Source organism: Ruegeria sp. BC1 (assembly GCF_056539305.1).
Genome location: NZ_JBQFUT010000004.1, coordinates 332,063 through 357,990 on the forward strand (window position 1 = coordinate 332,063; position 25,928 = coordinate 357,990).

Sequence of the window (25,928 nt, forward strand, 5' to 3'; positions counted from 1 at the left end):
CTTACCCGATATCGCAGGAGGCCAGGATGGCCATGTTCAGAATGTCATTGGCCGTAGACACGGTCGAGCAGATCTGAATCGGCTTGTCGACGCCAGACAGGATCGGGCCGATCACGGTAGCCCCGCCCATTTCTTGCATCAGCTTGGTCGAAATCGAGGCCGAGTGACGTGCCGGGACAATCAGAATATTCGCGGGGCCGGTCAGGCGCTGGAATGGATAGCCAGCTTGCTGATCCACGTTCAGAGCCACATCCACAGCCATCTCGCCTTCGTATTCGAAATCGACACCGCGTTTATCCAGAACCGCTGGGGCGCGATGCATTTTTTCGGCCCGTTCAGACACCGGATAGCCAAAGGTCGAGAAGCTGACGAAGGCAACGCGCGGTTCCAGACCCATGTGGCGGGCCACAGCAGCGGAGCGTTCAGCGATATTTGCAAGGTCATTTTCATCCGGCCATTCGTGAACCAGCGTATCACCGATCAGAACGATCCGACCTTTGTGCAACAGCGCGGTCACACCCGCCGCACCATGCGCCGCGTCGGCATCGAACACATGGTTGATCCGGTCGAGAACATGTGCCGATTTACGCGTGGCCCCGGTCACCAAACCATCGCCATGCCCATGTGCCAGCATCAGGGATGAGAAAACATGCCGATCGCGCGCTGCAAGGCGGAAGATATCTTTGCGGTCAAAACCCTTACGTTGCAGTCGGTTATACAGAAAATCGGTGTAAGTCTCGAGATGTGCGGTGTTGGCCGCATTGACCACTTCCAACTCGCGAACGGCATCACCAAGACCGGCCTCTTCCAGCTTGGTTTTCACATCATCGGGGCGTCCGACAACGAGAGCCTTACCAAAACCTGAACGCTGATATAACACCGCGGCACGCAATACGCGGGGATCGTCACCCTCGGCAAAGATCATACGGCTTTGCGCCTGACGCGCACGCGCGTTCAGGCCACGCAGGATGGACGCGGTTGGGTCCATGCGGGATTTCAGGCTCAGCTCATAGGCGTCCATGTCGATGATCGGGCGCCGGGCCGCGCCAGTGTCCATCCCGGCCTTGGCCACAGCGGGCGGGATGCGATGGATCAGACGCGGATCAAACGGCGTCGGGATGATGTAGTCACGGCCAAAGGTCAATGATTTGCCATAAGCCATCGCAACCTCATCTGGCACATCCTCACGCGCCAGTCGGGCCAACGCGTGGGCGCAGGCAATCTTCATCTCGTCATTGATGGCTCGCGCGTGAATGTCCAGCGCGCCGCGGAACAGATAGGGGAACCCAAGCACGTTGTTGACCTGGTTCGGGTAATCGCTGCGTCCCGTTGCGACAATGGCATCGACGCGGACCTCATGCGCCTCTTCCGGCGTGATTTCAGGGTCGGGGTTGGCCATCGCGAAAATCACCGGATTGTCGGCCATGCTGGCGACCATATCCTGCGTCACCGCACCTTTGACCGACACGCCCAGGAACACATCAGCGCCATTCATGGCCTCTTCCAGTGTACGCAGTTCCGTGGTGATGGCATGGGCCGATTTCCACTGGTTCATACCCTCGGTCCGGCCCTGATAAATCACGCCCTTGGTGTCACAGACAATGCAGTTTTCATGCTTGGCACCCATCGCCTTGAGCAGCTCGATACAGGCGATGCCCGCAGCACCCGCTCCGTTCAGGACAATTTTCACGTCCTCAATTTTCTTACCCGAAATATGCAGCGCGTTCAGCAGACCTGCCGCGCAGATCACCGCAGTTCCGTGCTGGTCATCGTGGAAGACCGGGATATCCATCTCTTCCTTCAGACGCTGTTCGATGATGAAGCACTCGGGGGCCTTGATGTCTTCCAGATTGATTCCGCCAAAGGTCGGCCCCATCAGACGCACCGCGCGGCAGAATTCATCCGGGTCTTCAGTGTCCAGTTCGATATCGATCGAGTTCACATCCGCAAACCTTTTGAACAGGACTGATTTGCCTTCCATCACCGGTTTCGAGCCCAGCGCGCCCAGATTGCCAAGCCCCAGAACGGCGGTCCCGTTCGAAATCACGGCAACCAGATTGCCCTTATTGGTATAGTCATAAGCAGTCTCGGGCGATTCAGCGATGGCTTCACAGGGAACTGCCACGCCGGGACTGTAGGCCAGCGACAGATCGCGCTGCGTGGTCATGGGCACAGTGGCCTGCACCTCCCATTTGCCGGGGGTCGGGTCGAGGTGAAAGGCGAGCGCCTCTTCTTTGGTGATCTTCGCTTTAGGCATCAGAAATGTCGTTTCTTTACATATGTTGGGCTGTCGCCTCATAACGCAGGAGAACGCCCGCCTCAACGAGAATGAGTTTTCGGCTTTTACAGAAGATGCGGGATTTGTAAGGTCGCGCCCGGAACACGCCAGAAGGGGGCCGCCTTGTCCACAGTCACGCCGATGATGGCGCAATATCTCGAAATCAAAGAGGCCCATGCCGAAGCCCTGCTGTTCTACCGCATGGGCGATTTCTACGAGATGTTCTTTGAGGACGCCGTCAACGCCGCTGAGGCGCTGGATATCGCCCTGACAAAACGTGGAAAACATAACGGAACCGACATTCCGATGTGCGGTGTGCCGGTGCATTCTGCCGAAGGATATCTGCTGACGCTGATACGCAAAGGCTTTCGCGTGGCTGTCTGTGAACAGATGGAAAGCCCGGCCGAAGCGAAGAAAAGAGGCTCTAAATCGGTCGTAAAACGCGATGTTGTGCGCCTAGTCACCCCTGGCACGCTGACCGAGGACGCCCTGCTTGAGGCCCGCCGCCACAACTTTCTGGCCGCTTATTCCGAGGTTCGGGACGAGGCCGCATTGGCATGGGCCGATATTTCAACCGGCGCGTTTCACGTGATGCCTATAACCCCGGTGCGCCTAAGCCCCGAGCTGGCACGGTTGGCCCCTGCGGAACTCATCGTAGCGGACGGGTCGGGCGATGCTTTGTATGAACCGGTTCGCGATCTGGGTATTTCTCTGACCCCCATCGGACGCGCCAGTTTTGACAGCACTGCGGCGGAAAAGCGCATCTGCGGATTGTTTCACGTGGGTGCCCTGGACGCGTTCGGCAGTTTTGGCCGCGCTGAAATCTCAGCGATGGGGGCACTGATCGACTATCTTGAGATTACGCAAAAGGGCAAGCTGCCCCTGTTGCAGACCCCTCTGAAAGAATCCGAAGACCGCGTGGTTCAGATCGACGCCGCCACTCGCCGCAATCTGGAACTGACCCGATCCCTGTCCGGTGGCCGCGCCGGATCGCTGCTTTCGGTGGTGGATCGCACCGTCACCCCCGGCGGCGCACGGCTATTGGAACAACGGCTGTCCAGCCCATCGCGTAATTTGGATGTGATCCAATCCCGGCTGGACGCAGTCAGTTTCGCGACCCAAGACACCCTGATCGCCCAGGATCTGCGTGAGGCGCTGCGCAAATCTCCCGATCTGGACCGCGCGCTGTCACGCCTGTCACTGGACCGTGGAGGCCCCCGCGATCTGGCCGCCATCCGCAATGGGCTGACGCAGGCCGCAGCGATTGCCGAAATTTGCGCTGGTCAAGACCTGCCGGTTTTGCTGGCAACGGCTGTGCAGAATTTGATCGGTTTCGACGATCTTCTGAATCTTTTGGACAACGCGTTAGTAGCCGACCCCCCATTGTTGGCGCGCGATGGTGGCTTCATTGCTCCCGGTATTGACGAAGAGCTTGACGAAGCCCGCACGCTGCGCGACGAAGGCCGCTCGGTCATCGCCGGGTTTCAACAGAAATACGCGGAACACACCGGTATCACATCGCTGAAGATCAAGCACAACAACGTGCTGGGGTATTTCATCGAAACTACGGCAACCCATGCCGAAAAGATGTTGAACCCGCCTTATTCCGAGACCTATATCCACCGCCAGACCACTGCCAATCAGGTGCGGTTCACCACTGTGGAACTGTCCGAGATCGAGACTCGCATATTGAACGCAGGCAATCTGGCTTTGGAGATCGAAAAAAGGCTCTATCAAAGGCTTTCTGACGAAATTCTCGCCAAAGCCGCTCAACTGAACCAAACCGCCCGAGGGCTGGCTGAGCTGGATCTGACCACGGCCTTGTCTGATCTGGCGCGTGGTGAGAACTGGTGCCGACCACAGGTCGACACATCTCGTACTTTTGCCGTTCAAGGGGGGCGTCATCCGGTCGTCGAACACGCGCTGCGACAACAAGGCGGTGAGGCATTCATTGCCAATGACTGCGATCTCAGCGCCGATCAAGGCGCGGCCATCTGGCTGCTCACCGGCCCCAACATGGCAGGTAAATCGACATTCCTGCGCCAGAACGCACTGATCGCTTTGCTGGCCCAGATGGGCAGCTACGTCCCTGCCGAACGGGCACATATCGGCGTGGTAAGCCAGTTGTTCAGCCGCGTCGGCGCCTCGGACGATCTGGCGCGGGGCCGCTCGACCTTCATGGTCGAAATGGTGGAAACCGCAGCGATCCTGAACCAGGCCGACGACCACGCGCTTGTCATCCTGGACGAAATCGGGCGGGGTACGGCCACATATGACGGCCTCTCCATCGCCTGGGCCACGCTGGAACACCTGCACGCCGCCAACAAATGCCGCGCGCTGTTCGCCACCCACTACCACGAATTGACCGCACTGGCCGGCAATCTGGAAGGTGTCGACAACGCCACCGTCGCCGTCAAGGAATGGGAAGGCGAGGTGATCTTCCTGCACGAGGTCCATAAGGGCGCTGCCGACCGGTCCTATGGCGTTCAGGTCGCGCAACTTGCCGGTTTGCCTGCTTCGGTGGTTGAGCGCGCCCGCGTGGTTCTGGACCAGCTGGAGAAAACCGAGCGCGAAGGTGGCAAGCAAAAGGCTCTGATCGACGATCTGCCTCTGTTCTCGGCCGCGCCACCGCCTCCGCCCCCGGCGCCCAAAGCCTCACCTGTCACGGATATGCTGGATGGCATCCTACCGGATGAGCTAACCCCGCGCGAGGCGCTGGACCTGATCTACAAACTGAAAGAGGCGGCCAGAACCTGACCGCCTCAATATTGTTCGGATTTTAAACTGCTTAGCTTGCAGGCGTCGACGACACGCCAACCTGCGCCGGGCGCAGCAGGCGATCATGCAGCATGAAGCCTTCGGCCGAGACTTGAATGATGTCACCGGCACGGGTACCCGGAACGGGCGCTTCGAACATCGCTTCGTGGATGTTCGGATCAAACCGATCACCAACCTCGGGCGTGATCACCTGAATCCCGTGCTTCTGGAACACGTCCTTCAGCGCGCGCATGGTCAGTTCAACACCTTCCAGCAGACCGGCGGCAACTTCTTTCTGCTCATCGGTCGCGGCCTCAAGCGCGCGTTTCATGTTGTCGTAGACCGGCAGCATGTCACGGGCCAGCTTCGATCCGCCATACTGTTCCGCATCGCGACGGGCCTTGTCGCCACGCTTGCGCGCGTTTTCAGCATCCGCCAGCGCACGCATGAACTTGTCCTTGTAGTCATCGCGCTCAGCACGCAGCTCGTCCAGCTCCAGTGCTTCTTCAGCAATCTCCGCAAATTCCTCGGCCAGTTCTTCCGCCTCGGCGGTTGCGATATCGTCCAGAAAATCTTCGTTCTTGGGCTCTGCCATCTCTTACCCTCTAGCTCCGGTCGGATATCAGCTTACCGACCAGTTGCGCCGTATAATCCACGATCGGCACGATCCGTCCATAATTCAGACGCGTGGGCCCGATGACCCCGACCGCACCGATTATCTTTCGATCAGCGTTCATATATGGAGACACCACCAAAGAGGAACCCGAAAGTGAGAAAAGTTTGTTCTCAGACCCGATAAAAATGCGCACACCGTCACCTTCTTCGGTCAATTCCAGAAATTCCGCGATATCCCGCTTACGTTCAAGATCGTCGAACAGGGTGCGGATTCGGTCAAGTTCTTCGGCCTGACCCGGTTCGCTCAACAGATTCGCCCGCCCGCGCACGATCAATCTGGCCGAGTCGCCCCCTTCACTGTCCCAGGCAGCCATGCCGCTTTCGACCATCTCACGCGCCAGAACATCAATCTCTTGCTTGCGCGCGTCGATCTGAATCTGCATCTGGCGGCGCACTTCGCTCAGCGTCCGGCCTTCGATCAAAGCATTCAGGAAGTTCGCCGCCTCGCGCATGGAACTGGGCGTTTGTCCGGGCGGTGGCGTGAACAGGCGATTTTCCACGTGCCCATCCGCAAAGACCAGAACCACCAATGCCCGATCATGGGCCAGCGAGACAAACTCGATGTGCTTGATCTCGGATTCATGCTTGGGGGTCAGAACCAGCGACGCACCATGTGTCACGTGTGACAAGGCCGACCCCACGCGGTCCAGCATTCCCCCGACATCGCCTGCGTTAGAGCCTAAAGTCTCGTCCAGTTTCTGCCGATCATCCGCACCCAGATCGCCAACCTCAAGCAACCCGTCCACGAACATCCGCAACCCCTGCTGCGTCGGAATCCGCCCTGCGCTGACATGGGGGCTGTCGAGCAGGCCCAGAAACTCCAGATCCTGCATCACATTGCGCACGGTTGCAGCACTGACTTTCTCGGACAAGGTACGCGTCAGGGTGCGGCTTCCGACCGGTTCGCCACTGTCCAGATAGCTTTCAACGATCAGCCGGAACACTTCGCGCGACCGGTCGTTCATCTCGTCCAGAATTTTTCTTGCTTCGCTCATCGGCCATCCCCTGCTCGACCGCCATTAAATCGCAGGTAAATGAAAGGTCAATCGGGGTTGCATCGTAACGCCGCGGGGCGTTATCCCCAACCCAGCAAACAAAGGATTTTCCATGCGACCCTCTGGACGAGATTTAAGCGAAATGCGCGCCGTTTCAATCGAAACGGGGTTCACCAAACATGCCGAAGGTTCCTGCCTGATCAAGATGGGCGACACCCATGTGTTGTGCACCGCCACGATAGAAGATCGCGTGCCGCCCTTCATCAAGGGGTCGGGGCTGGGCTGGGTCACGGCTGAATACGGCATGCTGCCCCGTGCCACCAACACTCGGATGCGGCGCGAGGCCGCAAGCGGAAAACAAGGTGGTCGTACCGTTGAAATCCAACGCTTGATCGGCCGCGCCCTGCGCGCCGGTGTGGATCGGGTTGCGCTTGGGGAACGTCAGATCACCGTCGACTGCGATGTGATCCAGGCCGACGGCGGCACTCGCTGTGCCGCGATCACCGGCGGTTGGGTTGCGCTACGTCTGGCGATCAACAAACTGATGAAGGCCGGCGACGTGATCTCTGACCCGCTGATCGATCCGGTTGCCGCCGTGTCCTGCGGTATCTACGCAGGCCAGCCGGTGCTGGATCTGGACTACCCCGAAGACAGCGAAGCCGGTGTTGACGGCAACTTCATCATGACCGGCTCGGGCAAGCTGATCGAAGTGCAGATGAGCGCCGAAGGCTCTGTCTTTAGCCGCGATCAGATGAACCAGCTGCTGGATCTGGCGGAAAAAGGCACAGGCGAGCTGGTGGCCGCGCAAAAGGCCGCCACCGCATGACCCGCAGGTTCGACGGCGACAGGCTGCTGGTGGCCACGCACAACAAAGGCAAACTCGAGGAGATGGCGCATCTCCTTGAGCCTTTTGGCGTGACAGTTGTCGGCGCAGGCGAAATGAACTTGCCGGAACCGGAAGAAACCGAGGATACGTTTGTCGGCAACGCCCGGATCAAAGCTCATGCCGCAGCAAAGGCCACTGGCCTGCCTGCCCTATCGGACGATTCCGGCATCACCATCGACGCGCTGGACGGCGCGCCCGGCGTCTACACCGCCGACTGGGCCGAAACCGGCGATGGCCGCGATTTCCTGATGGCCATGACCCGCGCGCATGATGCGCTCGAGGCAAAGAGCGCCGCCCATCCACGGACCGCGCAGTTTCGTTGCACGCTGGTTCTGGCCTGGCCCGACGGCCACGACGAAGTGTTCGAAGGCATCGCGCCTGGCCATCTGGTCTGGCCGATCCGTGGTAAGGACGGGTTCGGATATGATCCGATGTTTGTCCCCGACGGGCACGACATTACCTTTGCCGAGATGGATCGCTGGGAAAAGAACAAGATCAGCCATCGCGGCCGCGCGGTTGAAATGTTCGTGAAAGGCTGCTTTGGCGGATGATTGGCGCAACGGGGGCTTTGGCCTGTACGTGCATTGGCCTTTTTGCGAGGCCAAATGCCCCTATTGCGATTTCAACAGCCATGTTTCAAAAAACATCGATCAAAAACAATGGCTTAATGCCTATCTGAGCGAACTTTACCGCGTTGCTAACGAAACCCCGGATCGAGTGCTGAACACGATCTTTTTCGGCGGCGGCACCCCATCCTTGATGGCACCTGAAACAGTCGCCGCCGTCATAGACGAGGCCCGTGCCTTGTGGCGCCCTGCCAATGACATGGAAATCACGCTTGAAGCTAATCCAGGCTCAGTCGAGGCGGGCCGGTTTGCAGCGTATCGCGACGCGGGCGTGAACCGGATTTCGATGGGTGTTCAAGCCCTGAACGACGAAGATCTTCGCCGCTTGGGGCGAATCCATACCGTCGCCGAGGCGCGCGGCGCTTTTGATATTGCCCGAAATGTCTTTGATAGAGTCAGTTTTGACCTGATCTATGCCCGTCAGCATCAAACCCTTGATGCGTGGCGTAAGGAATTGACCGAAGCATTGTCCATGGCCGTCGACCACCTGTCTCTTTATCAATTGACGATTGAAGAAGGCACCGCCTTTGGCGACCGCTATGCTATAGGGAAGCTGCGCGGTCTGCCCGAAGACGACAGTGCCGCAGATATGTATCTAGCGACGCAAGAAATATGCGAAGCCCACGGCCTGCCCGCCTATGAGGTGTCCAACCACGCCCGGCCCGGATCGGAATCGCAGCATAATCTGATCTATTGGCGATATGGCGATTATGTCGGTATCGGACCCGGGGCTCACGGGCGCATAACCGTTGACGGACGGAAAATGGCGACCGAAACCTATCTATCGCCGAACGCTTGGCTCACCTCTGCCGACAGCGGCAATGGAGAGAAAGATCGCACCGAACTGTCCAACCAGGATCAGGCGAATGAATACCTCATGATGGGTCTCAGGATTACTGAAGGACTACATATAGACAGATACACCGCTTTGTCCGACAAACCTCTACCGCAAAACACGCTGAATGACCTAATCGAATTAGGTATGATAGATCAGACAGATGGCCAATTGAAGGCCACCCGGGATGGTCGTGCCGTCCTGAACGCTGTGATCCGAGAATTGTTGGGATAGATGATGCAATATGTCTGGAGCGCACTCGGGTTGATCTGCGTCGGGCTTGCGGCGGTTGGCGTTGCCCTGCCCCTGTTGCCGACGGTGCCATTCCTTCTGTTGGCTGCCTTTTTCTTTGCCAGATCATCTTCACGGTTACACAACTGGCTGATCACGCACCGGACCTTTGGCCCCCTGATATTGGATTGGCAAAGCTCGGGCGCAATTCGGCCGGGCGCAAAAAAAGCGGCAACATTGTCCATTGCCGCTGTCTTTGGGTTATCCGTCCTGATGTCGGTTCCGATGCATGTTTTGATCATTCAGGCCGTTGTATTGGGCGCCGTGTTGACCTTTATCTGGTCAAGGCCTAACGGCTGAGCTTGGCGCAGAGATCGTCCAGCTGGTCCAGGTTTTCATAGGTCAGCACCACCTGACCTGTTTCCGTGCCCGCTTTGTGATTAATTGCGACTTTCATCGCCAGAATCGCCGAAAGGTCCTTCTCCAGCGCCCGCGTATCCGCATCCTTACCCGCATTCAGGTTTCTGGAACGCGGAGCGGCAGGTTTCGCCGGATCAGCCTGTTGTTTCTTGACCAATGCTTCGGTCGCACGCACAGACAATCCATCCCGAACGACGATTTTCGCCAACTCTGATGGGTTTTCGGCTGTAATCAAAGCCCGCGCATGACCTGCTGACAGCTTCCCTTCGATCACCAGCGTCTGAACATCCAGGGGCAGAGACAGCAAACGCAGCAGGTTGGCAATGTGGCTACGGCTTTTCCCAAGCGCTTCGGCCAGCTTTTCCTGAGTATGTCCGAAACGATCCATGAGCTGTTTGTAACCGGCAGCTTCTTCCACAGCATTCAAATCCGCGCGCTGAATGTTCTCGATAATAGCGACTTCCAGAACCTCAGTGTCGTCGAACTGACGTACGATCACCGGAATATCGTGCAGCTGAGCCATCTGCGCCGCGCGCCAACGGCGTTCACCGGCGACGATTTCATAATCTCCACCGCCGATTTCACGGACAATAAGCGGTTGAATGATACCCTTTTCTTTGACCGAGGCCGCCAGTTCATCCAGTTGCTCGGGTGCAAACGTGCGACGCGGTTGGTTTGGATTCGCCCGCAATTTTTCGATCGGAACTTTCAGGTCCGGGCGTCGTGGCTCTGACGGTGCAAAACCTTCAGCTTCTTGCGTTACATCAGCCATCAGAGCTGACAGGCCCCGGCCCAAACCTCTGGGTTTTGATTTTTTGGCTACCACTGAGCCCTCCTCACTGCCGCTCAAGCGGCAATATTTTTATTCTTATGAATGACTTCACGCGCCAAATGACGATATGCCATCGCCCCCAACGACCCCGAGTCATATTGCAGAACCGGTAAAGCATATGATGGTGCTTCGCTGACCCGCACATTTCTGGGTATTTTAGTTTTAAAAACCATCCCACCCAGATTGTCACGCGCATCTTTTTCAACCTGACGGGACAAGTTGTTGCGGTTGTCATACATGGTCAACACAACACCTTCGATTCTCAGGTCCGGATTTGCGGTTTGGCGAACTTCTCTGATCGTCAACATTAGTTGCGACAATCCTTCCAAAGCAAAGAACTCACTTTGCAGTGGAACCAATACGGAATGAGCCGCCACCATAGCGTTTACGGTCAAAAGATTAAGCGACGGAGGGCAGTCAATCAGAACAAAATCCAGCTTGAACTTGTCAATTGCTGGCTGTCGTAAAGCATCGTGCAAAAGATAGCTGCGTTTTTCGTTGGATATCAGCTCAATATCAGCAGAACTCAGATCGACTGTCGCCGGGACCACAAGAAGACCGTCAATTTCTGTATCCTGCACCACCGCCTCAAGCGGCGCTTCGTCCAGGATCAGGTCGTACGTCGTCCAATCCCTGTCCTCGACACCCAGGCCTGTTGACGCATTTCCCTGGGGATCAAGATCAACGACCAGAACGCGACACCCGGCTTCAGCCATACCCGCAGCCAGATTTATGGCCGTTGTCGTTTTCCCTACCCCACCTTTTTGATTGGCAACCGCAATTATCCGGGGCCCAGAGGGACGAGAAAGATCAGCCACGCGATACTCCTTTGATCCTTAGGATAACAGCTTGGGGTTCAGTTAAACTTGTAATCGGCTCGCTGTCGAAATTCCATTCCTGCTGTGCCTCTTCCAGTTCTTTTTTCCAGCTTGCGCCTTTCGGCAACAGAGCGATACCCTCTTTGCCTAAATGCCTGTTACAAAAAGACATTAGCGTATTCAAATCTGCCAGAGCACGCGCTGACAGTATATCTGCCTCCAACGGGTCAACATTTTCGATCCGCTTGGATATTATCTTACAGTTTGCACCGCATTCCCGGGCGACATTTCTCAAGAAGGCTGACTTGCGCTGGTCGCTTTCCACCAATGTAAATAAGGCGTCAGGCGCGTCCTCGACCGCCATGATCGCACAAACCATACCTGGAAAGCCTCCACCGCTTCCCAAATCAATCCAGTGTTCAAAGGGTTTTGCGCATCGATAGACTTGGACAGAATCGAGAATATGCCTGACCCAAATGTCTTTCAGACTTTTTTTCGACACCAAGTTGATCCGAGGGTTCCAGCGCTGAACCAATTCTACATATGTTTCCAATCGCGAAAATGTTTCACGTGAAACATTCAGGCCATTGAAATCTTCAAGGTTCATGCTTTACGTACCTTTTGCTCTCGCCTCAGTTTGGCCAGCAACAACGTCAATGCGGCAGGCGTAACCCCTTCTACCCGGCCAGCCTGAGCAATATTTAACGGGCGCGCCTTTGAGAGTTTCTGCTTCATCTCTGACGACAGACCTTCTAGTGAAAAATAGTCAAAATCTATCGGAATTTCATAAGATTCGTCGCGTTTCATAGCCTCGACGTCTTTATTCTGGCGCGCAATATAGTTCGCATACAGCGCATCGCGCTCAACCTGACGCCGGATATCCTGCTCAACGCTATTCAGATCGGGAATGAGAGGCAGAAGATCATTGAACGCAACATCCGGAAACGCCAAAAGAGCCATTCCATCCCTGCGGTTTCCATCCTGATTTACATTTATCCCAACCGCGCGAACTTCCTTTGGCGTATAGGTGCGTTCAGTGAGGCTTTTCTTTGCGTTGGTCAGTTTGTTCATTTTTTCACTGAAATGGGTTTCGCGCATACTACCAACGCAGCCCAGTTGAATACCCAACGGAGTCAATCGCTGATCAGCATTGTCCGCTCGCAAAGACAAACGAAATTCTGCACGAGAGGTGAACATCCTATAAGGTTCAGCAACACCACGCGTCGTCAGATCATCAATCATTACACCAATATAACTATCCGCCCGTGTAAAATGGACAGGATCCCGTCCGAAAACAGCAAGAGCCGCATTCAGTCCAGCAACAAGGCCTTGCGCTGCAGCTTCCTCATATCCTGTTGTTCCATTGATCTGGCCCGCAAGATATAGGCCCGGAGCCTCTGGAAGAGCCAGTGATGATGTCAAAACACGGGGATCGATATAATCATATTCGATCGCATAGCCCGGTTGCAGAATCTCTGCCTTCTCAAGACCTTTGATTGACCGAACATAGTCGACCTGCACGTCCTGCGGTAAGGAGGTGGAAATTCCGTTAGGATATATCGTGTGGTCGTTTACCCCTTCGGGCTCTAGGAAAATCTGATGTGAATCTTTGTCGGCAAAGCGGACAATCTTGTCTTCGATTGAAGGACAGTATCGTGGGCCAATTCCATCAATATGTCCTCCGTACATGGCTGATCTTGAAAGATTCTTCTCTATGATCTCATGCGTGCGGGCATTTGTATGCGTTATTCCACAGGAAATTTGCGGCGCAACGGCGGATGTCGAAAGAAATGAAAACAGCGTGGGGTCTTCATCTCCGTGCTGCTGTTCTAGGTCCGACCAGTCTATGGTACGCCCATCCAATCTGGGTGGAGTGCCGGTTTTCAATCGACCCAATGGCAGTTGGAAACTCTCGAGTCGTTCCGCAAGTTTGACAGATGGCCGGTCTCCCATCCGCCCACCTGGGCGAGAAACGTCTCCAATATGAATAATTCCCCGCAGAAACGTTCCGGATGTTAGAATAACGGCGTCTGCGTGGATTTCAGAGTCATCGGCCAGCTTAATACCCTTTACCCGCTGGCCATCCATTAGAAAGTCGACCACCTCCCCAATGACAACCGATAGATTGGGTTGGGCCTGAGTCTCTTTCTGCATGGCGTCGCGGTACAATGCTCGATCAGCTTGGGTTCTGGGGCCTTGCACAGCCGGACCTTTGCGGCGGTTCAAAAGACGGAACTGAATCCCTGCCTGATCAGCAACCCGGCCCATAACACCGTCAAGCGCGTCGATCTCGCGCACCAGATGTCCTTTTCCCAACCCACCGATGGCTGGGTTGCAAGACATTACGCCGATGTCGGATTCCGACAAAGTTACCAACGCTGTATTGGCACCCATACGTGCTGCAGCATGGGCAGCTTCGGTGCCGGCATGGCCAGCTCCGATTACAACAACGTCAAATTCTGAATGTTTCACGTGAAACACTCCTTACTTACCCAAGCAGAAACTGGAGAATATTTCGTCCAACAGGTCCTCGACCCCAATTCTGCCAACCAGTGTCTCGAGAGCACGAACCGCCGTTCGCAATTCTTCCGATGCGATATCATACAAGTCCGGCCCTGATTCCAGAACCGTGATCGCCGAACTCAGGGCAGCTCCGGCATTCTTTAGAGCCACCCGGTGGCGTTCGCGCGTTGCTATACCATGACTGGTGGTTCGATCACTTAAGGTACGCGATATGTGGGATATTAAGCGATCAATCCCTTGCCCGGTTTTACCCGAAACGCCATCTTCACCTTCACCACGAAGATCAGATTTTGGTAAAACCTGTATGTCCCCCTCCAACATTGGAACCCCAAGTTCCGTTGGATCTTCGGTTAGAAAAACACGCAGATCTGCAGCTTCAGCACGTTTCCGAGCCAACTCGATCCCCAGATTTTCAACAAAATCCTCGGTTTCCCGCAACCCGGCAGTGTCCAATAATGTAACCGGCAACCCTTCGAGGTCCATGCGGACTTCGATCACATCGCGAGTCGTTCCGGCATACTCCGAGGTGATAGCCGCGTCCCGGCCAGCCAGTGCGTTCAGCAATGTTGATTTGCCAGCATTCGGAAGACCGACAATCGCCACTTCGAATCCGGACCTGATGCGTTCAGCAATTTTCACGCCCTCGGCTTCCCGTTGAAGGTCTTGCATGACGCCGGTGATCAAAATGCGTACTTCCGGCGTGACATCGGTAGGCACCTCTTCATCCGCGAAATCAATGACCGCTTCCAGCAAGGATGCAGCGCGGATCAGGTCGTGACGCCAGCGTTCAGCCAATACACCCAATTCTCCGGCCAAAATGGTCTGGGCCTGTTTACGCTGTGCCTCGGTTTCAGCATCGATCAGATCGGCCAGGCCTTCAACCTGCGTCAGGTCCATCTTTCCGTTTTCCAAAGCCCGGCGGGTAAACTCTCCGGGTTCCGCCAAGCGTAGATCGGACATTTCGGACAGACATTGCATGACTGCATTCACCGAAGCGGTGCTGCCGTGGATTTGCAATTCGGTGACATCTTCACCGGTGAAACTGGCCGGGCCTTGAAAGGTCAGAACCACCCCATCGTCCAACGGCGATCCATCAGGCGCATGCAGAGACTGCACCCGCATGCCGCGCGGGGGTAACGTGCTCCCGGTTAGATCAGCCGCTGCCGCGTGCGCACGGGGGCCGGACAAGCGAATGACCGCCACCCCGGCTTTGCCTTGCGCGCTGGCCAAGGCGAATATCGTATCCATTCGAAGGCCTCGCGTGGGTTAAGACCTGTATCAGGTGTTCATCGAGTCGAAGAACTCACCGTTTGTCTTGGTCTGCTTCAACTTGGACAGCAGGAACTCAATCGCGTCGGTGGTGCCCATCGGGTTGAGGATACGGCGCAGGACGAAGGTCTTGGCCAGATCGCCCTTATCGACCAGCAGGTCCTCTTTCCGGGTGCCAGATTTGAGGATGTCGATGGCCGGGAACACGCGTTTGTCAGCGATCTTGCGATCCAGAACGATTTCCGAGTTACCGGTGCCTTTGAATTCTTCAAAGATCACCTCGTCCATACGGCTGCCGGTATCGATCAACGCAGTTGCGATGATGGTCAGCGAACCACCCTCTTCAATGTTCCGCGCTGCACCAAAGAACCGCTTGGGCCGTTGTAGGGCATTGGCGTCCACACCACCGGTCAGAACTTTACCCGAGGATGGCACCACAGTGTTAAACGCTCTACCAAGCCTTGTGATTGAGTCCAGAAGAATAACAACATCTCGTTTATGCTCGACCAAACGCTTGGCTTTTTCGATCACCATTTCCGACACAGCCACGTGGCGCGTTGCCGGTTCGTCAAAGGTTGAGGATACAACCTCCCCCTTCACCGAACGCTGCATATCGGTCACCTCTTCCGGGCGTTCGTCGATCAGCAGGACGATCAGGTAGCATTCCGGATGGTTTTGTTCGATCGAATGCGCGATGTTTTGCAGGATCACCGTCTTACCGGTCCGCGGCGGCGCCACGATCAGCGATCGTTGGCCCTTACCAATGGGGGCTACCAGATCAATCACGCGGGCCGATTTGTCTTTGATGGTAGGATCTTCGATCTCCATCTTCAGACGCTCATCTGGGTAAAGCGGGGTCAGGTTGTCGAACAGGATCTTATGCTTGGCTTTCTCGGGCTCTTCAAAGTTGATCTTGGTGACCTTGACCAGCGCGAAGTACCGCTCATTTTCATCTGGCGCCTTGATCTCACCTTCAACCGTGTCCCCTGTCCGCAGCGAGTGCTGGCGGATCATGTCTGGTGAGACATAGATGTCATCCGGACCCGGCAGGTAGTTTGCCTCGGGCGAGCGCAGGAATCCGAAACCATCCTGCAGCACCTCAAGCACGCCATCGCCGCCAACGGTCCAGCCCTCATCCGCGCGTTCACGCAGAATCTGGAACATCATCTCGCCCTTACGCATGGTCGAGGCGTTTTCGATCTCCAGCTCTTCGGCCATTGCCAGAAGGTCTTTGGGGCTTTTGGCCTTCAGGTCGGCCAGATTCAGGGTTTCAGTAGACATGATGATACGAACCTTGGCCGCATGTGTCGCGGCACGGAGTGAAATTTCAGTACGGAAGATACGCCGCCCGGACGGGCGTGTTACGGGATAAGTATGCGCTTACTGATGAAGAGTCAAATAAGCTCTCAGAACTTCAGAATGACCGCCAGGACGATCACAACCATCAAAACGGTGGGAACCTCGTTCATCATGCGATACTGGCGTCCTGTGAGCGTATTTCGCCCCTCTGCGAAATCCTTGCGCCGGGCCATCAGCCAGTGATGGAACCAGGTCATGCCGATCACGGCGGCCCCTTTAACCCAGGGCCAGCTCCAATCCCATCCAACAATGCCCGGCGTGAACACCATGATCAATCCGCACCCCCAGGCCACGATCATTGCCGGGCGCATGATCACACGCAGCAGCTTATCTTCCATTTCAAAGAAAATGGTCTCAGCCCCATCAACGGCCTGCGCCTTCTCTACGTGATAGACAAACAGTCTGGGTAAATAGAACAATCCGGCCATCCACGAGATCACGGCCATGATGTGTAAAGACTTCACCCATGGGTAAATCGTGAAAAGAAGATCGGTCATTCCAGCTCCGGGTGTTGTTCGGAACTCTCCCTAATAAAAAAATAAGAAAAGAAAAAGGAAGATGGTTTTGTAGGGTGAACAAAATCCGTGGATTACTTTTTTACACAGGTGTTTTCCCCAGGTGGACAGAGTTTCTCTGTTTTCCCGCGATTCTGTTGATTTTGATAATTTCATTTTAAATTCAGTGCCTTACCTTTATATTAGATCAATTTATCTGGGGATAACTCTTTGGGTAATCCGGGAAATCGCGGTTATCCAAGTTTGCGGAGTTATCCTTGTCCCGGATGGACATTGTTAGGGCGACTCATGGGAGATTTTTGCCAAACTCCCGGGGTTGCGTGTCAACCGGAAAACCATACAAACCGTCCTAGAACGCTCAACGATTTGCACACGGGGTTTTCCACATGTCTGTCCCCATGATCCTTGCCTCAGGCTCGACCATTCGCGCGCAACTGCTGGAAAACGCAGGCGTGCCGTTTTCCGTCCAGGTCGCGCGCGTGGACGAGGATACCGTGAAACAGGCGCTGTTGGCCGAAAATGCCCCGCCCCGCGATATTGCCGATGCGCTGGCCGAGATGAAGGCACGAAAGGTTAGCGACAAATACCCAGGCGCGATGGTGCTGGGTTGCGATCAGGTACTTGATTTCGATGGTCAGTTGCTTTCGAAACCGGAAACGCCCGAGGACGCGCTGGCGCAACTCAAGGCGATGCGAGGCAAGCGGCATATGCTGTTGTCAGCTGCGGTGATCTATCAGGATGGTGAGCCGATCTGGCGACATGTTGGTCAAGTGCGCCTGCGGATGCGGATGAGCTCGGACGCTTATCTGCGCAATTATATCGACCGTAATTGGGACAGTATCCGGCACGCGGTGGGCGCGTATAAGTTGGAGGAGGAAGGCGTGCGCCTGTTCGCCGCCATTGACGGCGATTACTTTAATGTCTTGGGTATGCCCCTGTTGGAACTGCTCAACTATCTGGCCGTAAAAGGGGTGATCGATCAATGACGCATAACCGAATTCCGCTGGCCGGGGTGATCGGACACCCGATTGCGCACTCGAAATCGCCGCAGCTACACGGCCATTGGCTGAAAAAGTACGGGTTGCCGGGCCACTATATCCCAATGGATGTTGCCCCCGAAAATCTTGAAACGATTCTGCGCACGCTGCCCAAAGCGGGTTTTGTAGGGGCCAACGTGACCGTTCCCCATAAAGAGGCCGCGCTGCGCATTGCGGATCAGGTGTCAGACCGCGCTTCGGTGATCGGGGCTGCCAATACGCTGGTGTTTCAGGACGATGGTTCGATCCATGCGGATAACACCGACGGTTATGGGTTTATGGAGAACCTACGCAACGGTGCGCCGGAATGGGTTCCGTCGGAAGGTCCAGCGGTTGTGTTTGGCGCAGGTGGTGCTGCGCGGGCGGTACTGCAGGGCCTGTTGGACGCGGGCGTGCCGCATATCTTGTTGACCAACCGCACGCGCGCCCGCGCCGATCAGTTAGAACAGGAATTCGGAGACCGCATCACCGTGATTGATTGGGTTCAGGCCGGCAATGTTGTCGAAGACGCCGAACTGGTGGTCAACACAACCTCGCTGGGCATGCAGGGTCAGCCAGAATTGCGCGTACCTTTGGACGGTTTGCAGCCCGGGTCGGTCGTGACCGATCTGGTTTACGCTCCTCTGAAGACACATCTATTGCGTATTGCGGAAGAGGCTGGATGCACCACCGTCGACGGTCTGGGCATGTTGCTGCACCAGGCTGTACCCGGTTTTGAGCGTTGGTTCGGCACGCGCCCCGAGGTAACCGAAGACCTGCGCGCGGCGGTTTTGGGATGAGTTTTGCGCTTGGCCTGACAGGCTCGATCGGGATGGGCAAAAGCACCACGGCGCAGATGTTTGTCGACGAAGGCTGCGCGTTGTGGGATGCGGATGCAGCCGTGCATAGACTCTATTCAAGGGATGGTGCGGGTGTTGAGCCGATGCGTGCCCTGTTTCCCGACGCGATTGTGGACGATGCCGTTAGCCGCGACGCGCTGAAACATATCATCACGCAAACCCCTGCCGCCCTGAAACAGATCGAGGCTACCGTGCACCCTTTGGTGGCCGCGGATCGCGCTGTGTTTCGGGAACAGGCCACGGCGGATATTCTTGTGTTTGATATCCCCCTGCTGTTCGAAACCGGCGGTGAGGCGGCAATGGACGCCGTCGCCTGCGTCTCAATCCCGGCGGAGGAGCAAAAGCGCCGCGTGATGGCGCGCGGAACGATGACCGAGGCTCAGTTTGAACAAATCCGCGCCAAGCAGATGCCGAACGATGAAAAATGCGCGCGGTCAGATTATGTGATCGTGACGGATACGCTGGACCACGCCCGCGCACAGGTGCAGGATGTTGTCAGGCAGATACGGGCGGGGCTGGCAGATGCGTGAGATTGTACTCGATACCGAAACCACGGGGTTCGATCCCGAAGGAGGCGACCGGATTGTTGAAATCGGCGCGGTTGAGCTGTGGAACCACGTGGCCACGGGCGAGACTTATCACGTCTATATCAACCCCGAACGGTCCATGCCCGAGGAGGCGTTTGGCGTTCACGGCATCGGCCCCGACCTGTTGGACACCCCGCGCGCACCGAAAAAGGGTGAAGTCACGCTGAAGGACAAGCCGGTTTTCGCCAAGGTTGGTCAAGGGTTTCTTGATTTCATCCAGGATTCGAAACTGGTGATCCACAACGCCTCGTTCGATATGAAATTCCTGAATGCGGAACTAAAATGGATGGGGTTGCCGCAAATTCCGATGGATCAGGCACTGGATACGTTGGCGATTGCGCGCAAACGGTTTCCAGGCTCGCCTGCCTCGCTGGATGCACTGTGTCGGCGGTTCAACATCGACAACACGAACCGGGTGCTGCACGGGGCGCTTTTGGACTCGGAGATTCTGGCCGAGGTCTATCTGGAACTGATTGGTGGGCGGCAGCCGGATTTTGGCCTGTCCGCGACCGCGGCGTCCACCGGTGGCGGTGGCGATGACTGGCGCCCAATCGCGCGCGCGACGCCGTTAGCTTCAAAAATCACTGACGATGAACGTGCAGCGCATGAGACGTTTGTCGAGAAACTGGGTGAAAATGCCCTGTGGACCCGCGCCTGAGACCATGCCCGGCGCGGGTCTTTCCGATCAGGCTTCGGTTTTCTGCGCTTCGGCCTGGCGACGCATCAGTTCGTTGCGGTACAGCGCAACAAAGTCGATAGTATCCAGGTTGACCGGCGGGTAACCACCGTCGCGGGTGACGTCGCTGACAATGCGACGCAGGAACGGGAACAACATGCGCGGGCATTCGATCATCAGGAAAGGGTGCAGCTGGTCTTCCGGTACACCTTCGATGTGGAACAGGCCGCAATAGTCGATCTCGCACAGGAACAGGATATCTTCCAGACCTTTGGCCTTGGATTTCAGGTTCAGCTTGATTGAGACTTCGTACTGGTGGTCAGGCTGGCGTTTCTTGGCGTCCAGATTCACCTGAACGGCGATTTCAGGCTGCACGTCGCCCGAAACGCCTTTTTGCGCCATTACGTTTTCAAAAGACAGGTCACGGATGAATTGTCCCAATACACGCATCTGAACCTGAGGGGCAGCTTGGGCTGCAGTGTTTTCCGCAGCTTTTTCTTCGGCCATGGATCTACTCCAAAAATGAATTTCGCCACTGCTTAGCAATTTGGGCGCGGCACCTCAATGCAGGTCACGGCCCTTCCACCCATTTCGAGGGTTTTGATGGGCTCTGACGCGGGCGAACCTCGGTGAATTCGCCGTCGATCACGTCATCCTGATCAAATGGGGACGGGCCAGTGCGAAACTGCGCCCCGGAGCCCATCTGGAATTGCGTGATCTTCACGCGGGACTTCAGATAGCGGAACACCGATACGCGCACTGCAGGGATCAGCAGTGCGAACCCGACCGCGTCGGTAAAAAATCCGGGCGTCAGCAGCAGCACGCCGGACAGCAGGATCATTGCGCCATGTGCCAGAGGTTCGGTCGGATCATCCAGTTCAGCAAAGGATCGCTGCAGATTGGCCAGTGCCATGCGACCTTGTGTCCTGACCAAAGCGGTACCCAGAACGGCAGTCAAAACCACAATGGCCAGTGTTGGCCACAAGCCGATCAGGCCGCCAACCTGAATGAACAGAGCAATCTCGATGATCGGAACCAATAAAAATACCAAGAACAGGTACATTTGCGTTATCCTTTACCAGAGGTCGGGCAGTGGACTTGCCACGAACTGTCACCTACATAGTGGCATGAGGCCGCGTATACAAAGTCGCAGCCTGAAAAGAGGATGAAATGAACGAACCGATGATCCAGTTGCTGGTCCTGGCCGGAATAGCCGTTTTCCTGATCCTGCGCCTGAAAAGTGTGCTGGGCACGCGTGAAGGTTTTGAGAAACCTCCCGTTCAGCAGCAGCCTGATGCGCAGAACGCCCGCCGCGGGTTTGAAGTGATTGATGGCGGCCCGGATCATGACATCACGGACCATGTTGCCGAAGACAGCGAACAAGCGCAGACGCTGGCCGCGATGAAGCGGGTCGAGCCCAGCTTTTCCGTCAGCGAATTCGTGCAGGGCGCGCGCGGTGCCTATGAGCTGATCGTCATGGGGTTCGAAAAAGGAAACCTGGATGAAATCCAGCCCTTCCTGTCCGAAGAGGTGTTCGACGCCTTCGTTTCCGTCGTCGCAGACCGGGAAGACAAGGGGCTGACCATCGAAGCCGAATTTATCGGCGTGCGCGAAACTACGCTGGCTGATGCGAAATTCGACAAGGATACCAATCAGGCCGAGATCACCATGAAGTTTGTGGGTGAACTGACTTCGGTTGTGCGGGATCGCGGTGGTGACATCATCGAAGGCAACCCGAACACCGTCAAACGCCAAAAGGACAGCTGGACCTTTGCCCGCGTCATGGGCAGCGACGATCCGAACTGGCTGCTTGTTGCCACGGACGCATGATTGCCGCACTCCGGTCGCTTTTACTGGTGGGCGCGATGACCACCGCAAGCGCCGCCGGAGCCGAGGCGACGCGCTCAATCCTGTCGTTTGACGACCTCGAAGGTTGGGCCGCCGATGATCATGGGGCGGCCCTTTCGGTCTTTCTGAACACCTGTGGCGACCTGAATGATCCCGACTGGCGCGCGTTGTGCGCTGTGGCCCGGACCTATGAAGCCGATGCCGCGCGGGCCTTCTTTGAACTGTTTTTTCGTCCGGTTCTGGTCGAAGACGGTAAGGACGCACTGTTTACCGGGTATTTCGAACCCGAACTGGATGGCTCGCGTACCAGAACTGACCGTTTCAAATACCCGATCTACAAAATGCCCCCCGAGGCACGGGCCGACGGGCCGTGGCTCAGCCGTCGCGACATCCTGACCAGCGACGCCATGACCGACCGGGGGCTTGAGATCGCCTGGGTCGATGATCCGGTTGAGCTGTTCTTTTTGCAGATCCAGGGCTCGGGCCGGATCCGCCTGTCCGATGGCGGTGCTTTGCGGGTGGGGTATGGCGGTGCAAACGGGCACCCCTATCGTTCGATTGGGGCCGAGCTGATCCGCCGCGGCGCGCTGGGCGCGCATGAGGTCAGCGCTCAGATGATCCGCGCCTGGGTTCGTAAGAATCCCGAGGCCGGGGCCGAGCTTCTGTTTCACAACCCGTCATATGTGTTTTTTCGCGAAGTGACGCGGGTTGCGCCCGAGCTCGGGCCGTTGGGGGCAATGAACCGATCCGTCACCACCATGCGCAGCATTGCCGCTGATCCGGCCTATACTCCGCTGGGGGCTCCGGTTTGGGTCGAAAAGGGCGGCAAGGACCCTTTGCGGCGTCTGATGATCGCACAGGATACGGGCGCTGCGATCAAAGGGGCGCAACGTGCGGATATCTTCTTTGGCACCGGGGATGTCGCCGGTCAGGCGGCCGGGCGGCTCAAGGATCCGGGTCGGATGGTTCTGCTGCTGCCGATCCAGCGCGCCTTTGCCCTGATCCCGGATGAATTCTGATGACTCGGCGCAAACTGACCGAAGAAGAGATTGATCTTTGGCGCAAGGTCGCCAAACAGGCCGAGCGTCTGCATCCCGAATTGCCGCAATCGGTGCATCCGGTGAGCCTGCCCAAGCCCAAGCCAACGAAGACACCCAAAGCGCGGATTGAAGCCTTTGAGCTTGGACAGAACGTGACTTCGAAACCAGCGCGGCATGCACTGAAGCCCTTGGTCACAGACAGTCTGCGGGCCAGCCCGGTGCAGATGGACACCAAAGCCTTTGGCCGAATGAAGCGCGGCAAGCTGAAGCCCGAAGGAAAACTGGACCTGCACGGCATGCGAATTGATACCGCGCATCCTGCCTTGGTGCGGTTTGTTCTGACCGCGCAGGCGCAGGGCAAGCGGCTGGTTCTGGTGATCACCGGCAAAGGCAAGGATCGCGATGAGCCCGGCCCCATTCCTACCCCGCGTGGCGTGCTGCGCAATCAGGTGCCTCAATGGCTGTCTCTGCCGCCACTGGCGCAGGCAGTATTACAGGTGACCCCCGCCCATATCAGCCACGGCGGAGATGGGGCTTATTACGTTTATCTGCGTCGCGGTCGTTAAACTTTGGCCCGCGTGCGGTGAATTCCGGCCCATGCCAGCACGCAAACCAGCACAAAGAAACCGGCGGTCCAGAGGAATTGTGTGTCGAGTGACACGTTACGGTCGATCAGCACTCCGGTCAGGGCTGGGCCAATGGCTGATCCCAGCACCATGACCGCCGTTGCCATGGCCTTGATCGCACCGATGTGGCGGGTGCCGTAGAACTCGGCCCAGAACGCGCTGGGCAAAGTGGTGTTCGCGCCGACGGTCAGCGCCAGAAAGATCAGACCAATCATGGCCCCGCCAATGGTTGTTGCACCAGACAGAACAGCAAAACCAACGGCCATGGGCAGCTGATAAAACGGCATGATCCGCGCGGTACCCCATCGATCCAGCGCCCAGCCTGCTGCAAACATCGACAGGATCGAAACGCCGGTGAACACTGGGAACAAGGCCACCAGCTGAATGTGGGGCCAGTCCTTCACCTGCGCCAAATGAACCTGATGAAAGAAAAAGGCGGTGATGAAAGCCGAGGGCCCCAGGATTGCCGGTGCGATGTACCAAAACAGCGGATGGCAAAGGGCCTCGCGCCGGGTCCAGTGGCGATCTTGCAGTCCAGTGGCGGTGTGATCACCGGTCAAACTTTGCGGAGTGCGTTCCTGCCGTAACAGACGTACCAGAATCGGGATGCCCAATATCGCCATGCCTGCAGCCACCACCCAAAGCCAGCGCCAGTCGAGAAACGCCATCGCGGCTACGAAAACCACTGGCAGCAGCGCCTCTCCGATCGCATAGCCCAGCGACGCAATCGACAGCGCCTTTCCGCGCGTCGAGATGAACCAGCGCGCCATTGCTACCTGGGCCAAATGAATGCTCATCCCCTGCCCGAACAGCCGCAGTAGAAAGACCACCCCTACCAACAGGGTTACCCACGGGTTTAGCGCCATACTCAGCGCAGCCAACGCAAGCCCGATCAGAACCACCGGCCCCAGCACGCGCACGCGGAAAATGTCGGTCAAACCCCCGGCCCATATCATCACGATGGCGGAAACGGTCGTTCCCAAAGAGTAAATGCCACCCCAAGCCCCGTGGCTTAAGCCATATTCGGCGCGTATCTGTCCGGAAAAGATCGAGATGAAAAATGTCTGTCCGAAGCTGGACAGAAATGTCAGCAATACACCTGCGCTCAGCCAGCTTGCGTTTTGAACCAGATACCTACGCAGGCTGAACGCCCTCACGGATTTGACACCTCTGCCTGTCCCGTCTCGGTCAGGACAATTCCGGTTGCTCCATCGGGATTTCTCTCGCTGGGGGGCACCAGAACGTCGATACCGGGCCGATCGTTCGGCCCGAACGTATTGCTGACGCGTCGGACCGAATTGAGGATCGCCAGCAATGCCGGAGAGGTCGCCGCAACGAAATGCGACGACTGCGCATCGCTACTGAAGGCCGTCGTGTCGATCACGTTGATTGGGAACTCCTCGAGCGTGGCGATAGAACTGATATTGCCCAATCGCTCTCCCTCGGCAGTTCCGCGCAGGCGGGCCGAAATGTTCAGAATCTTATCTTTCTGCGACACCATCACAATGAACGGATCAGGAGGGTTCTTGATGCGTCCCATCTGCGACTTGAACAGATCGACGTCCAGATCAGGTGAAATCAGAACCACCCCTTCGATGTTTTTCTTTGCCCAGCCCGGCTCCTGTAGTTCGGCCTGTCGCATCATCTCCATTGAAAGGGCGCTGCCCATGGAATGCGCGACAAGGAGAACCCGTTTCACCCCCATGGCCTTCAATTCGCGAATGGTCTGTTCTAACCCGTCGCGGGCAAACAGCATGCTGTCCAGATCGTAAGCATACCCAAACCCTGTGGCGCGGCTGGGCCAGGAATAGACCAGGATCGATCCCGGAATGCCAATGTCATGAGACAGCTGAGCCGCGCGGAAAATGGTTTCTGTCTGCGTTGAATTGTAGCCGTGGACAAAGATCGTGACATCGTCCTGTCCGCGCAGGTGTTCTCTCAACCCGCGCGCTCCGTCCAGTTCTGTCACGTTTGACAAAACGAATTCTTTTTGAGGACTCGGATTGGCGTATGAGAATTTTAGCGTTCCCGGCGTGTGGGTCGGCGGAATGGACACTGTGGTTTCCAAAAACTGAAGCTTTTCACCGCGCCGGAACCCATAAGATCCGTCCGGCTCTCGGGCGCGGGTTGTGCTTGCAAAAACGGTTTCTGGTGTTCCAATCGCCACGGCCGAGGGCACAACTTCGGTGACCGTCCTGTCAACGCAAGCGCCCAGAGACAGAGATAAAAACACAATAATCAAATAGCGCATGCCAA

The 25,928-nt window shown here is 56.7% G+C and carries 26 protein-coding genes; 12 read left to right on the forward strand and 14 right to left on the reverse strand.

What is annotated here, in order from left to right:
- Position 1 precedes the first annotated feature (1 nt).
- A complete protein-coding gene (locus ACR0IY_RS11705) occupies positions 2-2,257 on the reverse strand; it encodes an NADP-dependent malic enzyme (RefSeq protein ID WP_480673411.1) in 2,256 nt (751 codons plus the stop codon).
- Positions 2,258-2,419: 162 nt separating this feature from the next.
- Between ACR0IY_RS11705 and mutS the strand changes: the two genes are divergently transcribed.
- Positions 2,420-5,035, forward strand: coding sequence for a DNA mismatch repair protein MutS (mutS, locus tag ACR0IY_RS11710; protein WP_480673536.1), 2,616 nt, complete (start codon positions 2,420-2,422; stop codon positions 5,033-5,035).
- A 31-nt stretch (positions 5,036-5,066) separates the two neighbouring features.
- Here mutS and ACR0IY_RS11715 read toward each other — a convergent pair whose 3' ends face one another.
- Together ACR0IY_RS11715 and hrcA are read right to left on the reverse strand one after the other, a co-directional pair.
- Complete coding sequence (locus ACR0IY_RS11715) at positions 5,067-5,630, reverse strand: nucleotide exchange factor GrpE (RefSeq protein WP_480673413.1); 564 nt, start codon at positions 5,628-5,630, stop codon at positions 5,067-5,069.
- Between the two features lie 10 nt (positions 5,631-5,640).
- Positions 5,641-6,705, reverse strand: coding sequence for a heat-inducible transcriptional repressor HrcA (gene hrcA / locus ACR0IY_RS11720; protein WP_480673415.1), 1,065 nt, complete (start codon positions 6,703-6,705; stop codon positions 5,641-5,643).
- A gap of 112 nt (positions 6,706-6,817) precedes the next feature.
- Between hrcA and rph the strand changes: the two genes are divergently transcribed.
- From rph to ACR0IY_RS11740, 4 genes are read left to right on the forward strand one after another with little or no spacing between them, the layout of a single operon-like run.
- On the forward strand, positions 6,818-7,531 hold the full coding sequence (gene rph, locus ACR0IY_RS11725) for a ribonuclease PH (protein WP_480673417.1): 714 nt from the start codon (positions 6,818-6,820) through the stop codon (positions 7,529-7,531).
- Positions 7,528-8,142, forward strand: a complete 615-nt coding sequence (gene rdgB / locus ACR0IY_RS11730; RefSeq protein ID WP_480673419.1) for an RdgB/HAM1 family non-canonical purine NTP pyrophosphatase — start codon at positions 7,528-7,530, stop codon at positions 8,140-8,142. The genes rph and rdgB overlap by 4 nt, the downstream gene beginning before the upstream one ends.
- Positions 8,132-9,286, forward strand: a complete 1,155-nt coding sequence (hemW, locus tag ACR0IY_RS11735; protein WP_480673421.1) for a radical SAM family heme chaperone HemW — start codon at positions 8,132-8,134, stop codon at positions 9,284-9,286. Before rdgB ends, hemW begins: the two co-directional genes overlap by 11 nt.
- Positions 9,287-9,289: 3 nt before the next feature.
- The gene (locus ACR0IY_RS11740) at positions 9,290-9,643 is read left to right on the forward strand and encodes a YbaN family protein (RefSeq protein WP_480673537.1); all 354 of its coding nucleotides are present in this window, start codon (positions 9,290-9,292) and stop codon (positions 9,641-9,643) included.
- Here ACR0IY_RS11740 and ACR0IY_RS11745 read toward each other — a convergent pair.
- The 7 genes from ACR0IY_RS11745 to ACR0IY_RS11775 form a co-directional block, all read right to left on the reverse strand.
- Positions 9,633-10,529, reverse strand: a complete 897-nt coding sequence (locus tag ACR0IY_RS11745; protein ID WP_480673424.1) for a ParB/RepB/Spo0J family partition protein — start codon at positions 10,527-10,529, stop codon at positions 9,633-9,635. The genes ACR0IY_RS11740 and ACR0IY_RS11745 overlap by 11 nt on opposite strands.
- A 20-nt stretch (positions 10,530-10,549) precedes the next feature.
- A complete protein-coding gene (locus tag ACR0IY_RS11750) occupies positions 10,550-11,353 on the reverse strand; it encodes a ParA family protein (RefSeq protein ID WP_480673426.1) in 804 nt (267 codons plus the stop codon).
- Positions 11,346-11,960 carry a 16S rRNA (guanine(527)-N(7))-methyltransferase RsmG gene (gene rsmG / locus ACR0IY_RS11755; RefSeq protein WP_480673428.1) on the reverse strand — a complete coding sequence of 205 codons (615 nt, stop codon included), beginning with the start codon at positions 11,958-11,960 and terminating at the stop codon, positions 11,346-11,348. Before rsmG ends, ACR0IY_RS11750 begins: the two co-directional genes overlap by 8 nt.
- Complete coding sequence (gene mnmG, locus ACR0IY_RS11760) at positions 11,957-13,825, reverse strand: tRNA uridine-5-carboxymethylaminomethyl(34) synthesis enzyme MnmG (RefSeq protein ID WP_480673430.1); 1,869 nt, start codon at positions 13,823-13,825, stop codon at positions 11,957-11,959. Before mnmG ends, rsmG begins: the two co-directional genes overlap by 4 nt.
- Positions 13,826-13,837: 12 nt before the next feature.
- The gene (gene mnmE / locus ACR0IY_RS11765; RefSeq protein WP_480673432.1) at positions 13,838-15,124 is read right to left on the reverse strand and encodes a tRNA uridine-5-carboxymethylaminomethyl(34) synthesis GTPase MnmE; all 1,287 of its coding nucleotides are present in this window, start codon (positions 15,122-15,124) and stop codon (positions 13,838-13,840) included.
- Between the two features lie 30 nt (positions 15,125-15,154).
- A complete protein-coding gene (rho, locus tag ACR0IY_RS11770; RefSeq protein ID WP_480673434.1) occupies positions 15,155-16,426 on the reverse strand; it encodes a transcription termination factor Rho in 1,272 nt (423 codons plus the stop codon).
- Between the two features lie 125 nt (positions 16,427-16,551).
- Positions 16,552-17,001 (reverse strand): CopD family protein, encoded by a 450-nt coding sequence (locus ACR0IY_RS11775; RefSeq protein WP_480673436.1) that lies wholly within the window; start codon positions 16,999-17,001, stop codon positions 16,552-16,554.
- A 404-nt stretch (positions 17,002-17,405) separates the two neighbouring features.
- Between ACR0IY_RS11775 and ACR0IY_RS11780 the strand changes: the two genes are divergently transcribed.
- From ACR0IY_RS11780 to dnaQ, 4 genes are read left to right on the forward strand one after another with little or no spacing between them, the layout of a single operon-like run.
- The gene (locus tag ACR0IY_RS11780; RefSeq protein WP_480673438.1) at positions 17,406-18,005 is read left to right on the forward strand and encodes a Maf family protein; all 600 of its coding nucleotides are present in this window, start codon (positions 17,406-17,408) and stop codon (positions 18,003-18,005) included.
- Positions 18,002-18,835, forward strand: coding sequence for a shikimate dehydrogenase (locus tag ACR0IY_RS11785; RefSeq protein ID WP_480673440.1), 834 nt, complete (start codon positions 18,002-18,004; stop codon positions 18,833-18,835). The genes ACR0IY_RS11780 and ACR0IY_RS11785 overlap by 4 nt, the downstream gene beginning before the upstream one ends.
- Complete coding sequence (gene coaE / locus ACR0IY_RS11790) at positions 18,832-19,425, forward strand: dephospho-CoA kinase (RefSeq protein ID WP_480673442.1); 594 nt, start codon at positions 18,832-18,834, stop codon at positions 19,423-19,425. Before ACR0IY_RS11785 ends, coaE begins: the two co-directional genes overlap by 4 nt.
- Positions 19,418-20,140 (forward strand): DNA polymerase III subunit epsilon, encoded by a 723-nt coding sequence (gene dnaQ, locus ACR0IY_RS11795; protein ID WP_480673444.1) that lies wholly within the window; start codon positions 19,418-19,420, stop codon positions 20,138-20,140. The genes coaE and dnaQ overlap by 8 nt, the downstream gene beginning before the upstream one ends.
- Positions 20,141-20,167: 27 nt before the next feature.
- On the opposite strand, the gene secB is transcribed toward dnaQ, so the two are convergent.
- Entirely contained in the window at positions 20,168-20,665 is a 498-nt protein-coding gene (gene secB / locus ACR0IY_RS11800) for a protein-export chaperone SecB (RefSeq protein ID WP_480673446.1), read from the reverse strand.
- Between the two features lie 64 nt (positions 20,666-20,729).
- Positions 20,730-21,221: an FxsA family protein gene (locus tag ACR0IY_RS11805; RefSeq protein ID WP_480673448.1), complete on the reverse strand. Its 492-nt coding sequence runs from the start codon at positions 21,219-21,221 to the stop codon at positions 20,730-20,732.
- A gap of 107 nt (positions 21,222-21,328) precedes the next feature.
- Here ACR0IY_RS11805 and ACR0IY_RS11810 point away from each other — a divergent pair, with 107 nt between their 5' ends.
- From ACR0IY_RS11810 to ACR0IY_RS11820, 3 genes are read left to right on the forward strand one after another with little or no spacing between them, the layout of a single operon-like run.
- Entirely contained in the window at positions 21,329-21,988 is a 660-nt protein-coding gene (locus tag ACR0IY_RS11810; protein WP_480673450.1) for a Tim44/TimA family putative adaptor protein, read from the forward strand.
- Positions 21,985-23,025, forward strand: a complete 1,041-nt coding sequence (gene mltA / locus ACR0IY_RS11815) for a murein transglycosylase A (protein WP_480673452.1) — start codon at positions 21,985-21,987, stop codon at positions 23,023-23,025. Before ACR0IY_RS11810 ends, mltA begins: the two co-directional genes overlap by 4 nt.
- Positions 23,025-23,612: a Smr/MutS family protein gene (locus ACR0IY_RS11820; protein WP_480673454.1), complete on the forward strand. Its 588-nt coding sequence runs from the start codon at positions 23,025-23,027 to the stop codon at positions 23,610-23,612. Before mltA ends, ACR0IY_RS11820 begins: the two co-directional genes overlap by 1 nt.
- Here ACR0IY_RS11820 and ACR0IY_RS11825 read toward each other — a convergent pair.
- Both ACR0IY_RS11825 and ACR0IY_RS11830 read right to left on the reverse strand, forming a co-directional pair.
- Positions 23,609-24,829: an MFS transporter gene (locus ACR0IY_RS11825; RefSeq protein ID WP_480673456.1), complete on the reverse strand. Its 1,221-nt coding sequence runs from the start codon at positions 24,827-24,829 to the stop codon at positions 23,609-23,611. The two genes, ACR0IY_RS11820 and ACR0IY_RS11825, sit on opposite strands and share 4 nt — an antisense overlap.
- Positions 24,826-25,923: an alpha/beta hydrolase gene (locus ACR0IY_RS11830; protein ID WP_480673458.1), complete on the reverse strand. Its 1,098-nt coding sequence runs from the start codon at positions 25,921-25,923 to the stop codon at positions 24,826-24,828. Before ACR0IY_RS11830 ends, ACR0IY_RS11825 begins: the two co-directional genes overlap by 4 nt.
- Positions 25,924-25,928 lie beyond the last annotated feature (5 nt).

Bases quoted from the DNA above. Each gene is read 5' to 3' on its own strand.
- ACR0IY_RS11820 (WP_480673454.1), top strand. From the start codon at position 23,025: ATGACTCGGCGCAAACTGACCGAAGAAGAGATTGATCTTTGGCGCAAG.
- ACR0IY_RS11775 (WP_480673436.1), bottom strand. From the start codon at position 17,001: ATGACCGATCTTCTTTTCACGATTTACCCATGGGTGAAGTCTTTACAC.
- rdgB (WP_480673419.1), top strand. From the start codon at position 7,528: ATGACCCGCAGGTTCGACGGCGACAGGCTGCTGGTGGCCACGCACAAC.
- ACR0IY_RS11785 (WP_480673440.1), top strand. From the start codon at position 18,002: ATGACGCATAACCGAATTCCGCTGGCCGGGGTGATCGGACACCCGATT.
- ACR0IY_RS11715 (WP_480673413.1), bottom strand. From the start codon at position 5,630: ATGGCAGAGCCCAAGAACGAAGATTTTCTGGACGATATCGCAACCGCC.
- rph (WP_480673417.1), top strand. From the start codon at position 6,818: ATGCGACCCTCTGGACGAGATTTAAGCGAAATGCGCGCCGTTTCAATC.
- ACR0IY_RS11740 (WP_480673537.1), top strand. From the start codon at position 9,290: ATGCAATATGTCTGGAGCGCACTCGGGTTGATCTGCGTCGGGCTTGCG.
- dnaQ (WP_480673444.1), top strand. From the start codon at position 19,418: ATGCGTGAGATTGTACTCGATACCGAAACCACGGGGTTCGATCCCGAA.
- ACR0IY_RS11810 (WP_480673450.1), top strand. From the start codon at position 21,329: ATGAACGAACCGATGATCCAGTTGCTGGTCCTGGCCGGAATAGCCGTT.
- rsmG (WP_480673428.1), bottom strand. From the start codon at position 11,960: ATGAACCTTGAAGATTTCAATGGCCTGAATGTTTCACGTGAAACATTT.
- ACR0IY_RS11780 (WP_480673438.1), top strand. From the start codon at position 17,406: ATGTCTGTCCCCATGATCCTTGCCTCAGGCTCGACCATTCGCGCGCAA.
- ACR0IY_RS11830 (WP_480673458.1), bottom strand. From the start codon at position 25,923: ATGCGCTATTTGATTATTGTGTTTTTATCTCTGTCTCTGGGCGCTTGC.
- coaE (WP_480673442.1), top strand. From the start codon at position 18,832: ATGAGTTTTGCGCTTGGCCTGACAGGCTCGATCGGGATGGGCAAAAGC.
- hrcA (WP_480673415.1), bottom strand. From the start codon at position 6,705: ATGAGCGAAGCAAGAAAAATTCTGGACGAGATGAACGACCGGTCGCGC.
- mutS (WP_480673536.1), top strand. From the start codon at position 2,420: ATGATGGCGCAATATCTCGAAATCAAAGAGGCCCATGCCGAAGCCCTG.
- ACR0IY_RS11805 (WP_480673448.1), bottom strand. From the start codon at position 21,221: ATGTACCTGTTCTTGGTATTTTTATTGGTTCCGATCATCGAGATTGCT.
- ACR0IY_RS11705 (WP_480673411.1), bottom strand. From the start codon at position 2,257: ATGCCTAAAGCGAAGATCACCAAAGAAGAGGCGCTCGCCTTTCACCTC.
- rho (WP_480673434.1), bottom strand. From the start codon at position 16,426: ATGTCTACTGAAACCCTGAATCTGGCCGACCTGAAGGCCAAAAGCCCC.
- mltA (WP_480673452.1), top strand. From the start codon at position 21,985: ATGATTGCCGCACTCCGGTCGCTTTTACTGGTGGGCGCGATGACCACC.
- secB (WP_480673446.1), bottom strand. From the start codon at position 20,665: ATGGCCGAAGAAAAAGCTGCGGAAAACACTGCAGCCCAAGCTGCCCCT.
- mnmE (WP_480673432.1), bottom strand. From the start codon at position 15,124: ATGGATACGATATTCGCCTTGGCCAGCGCGCAAGGCAAAGCCGGGGTG.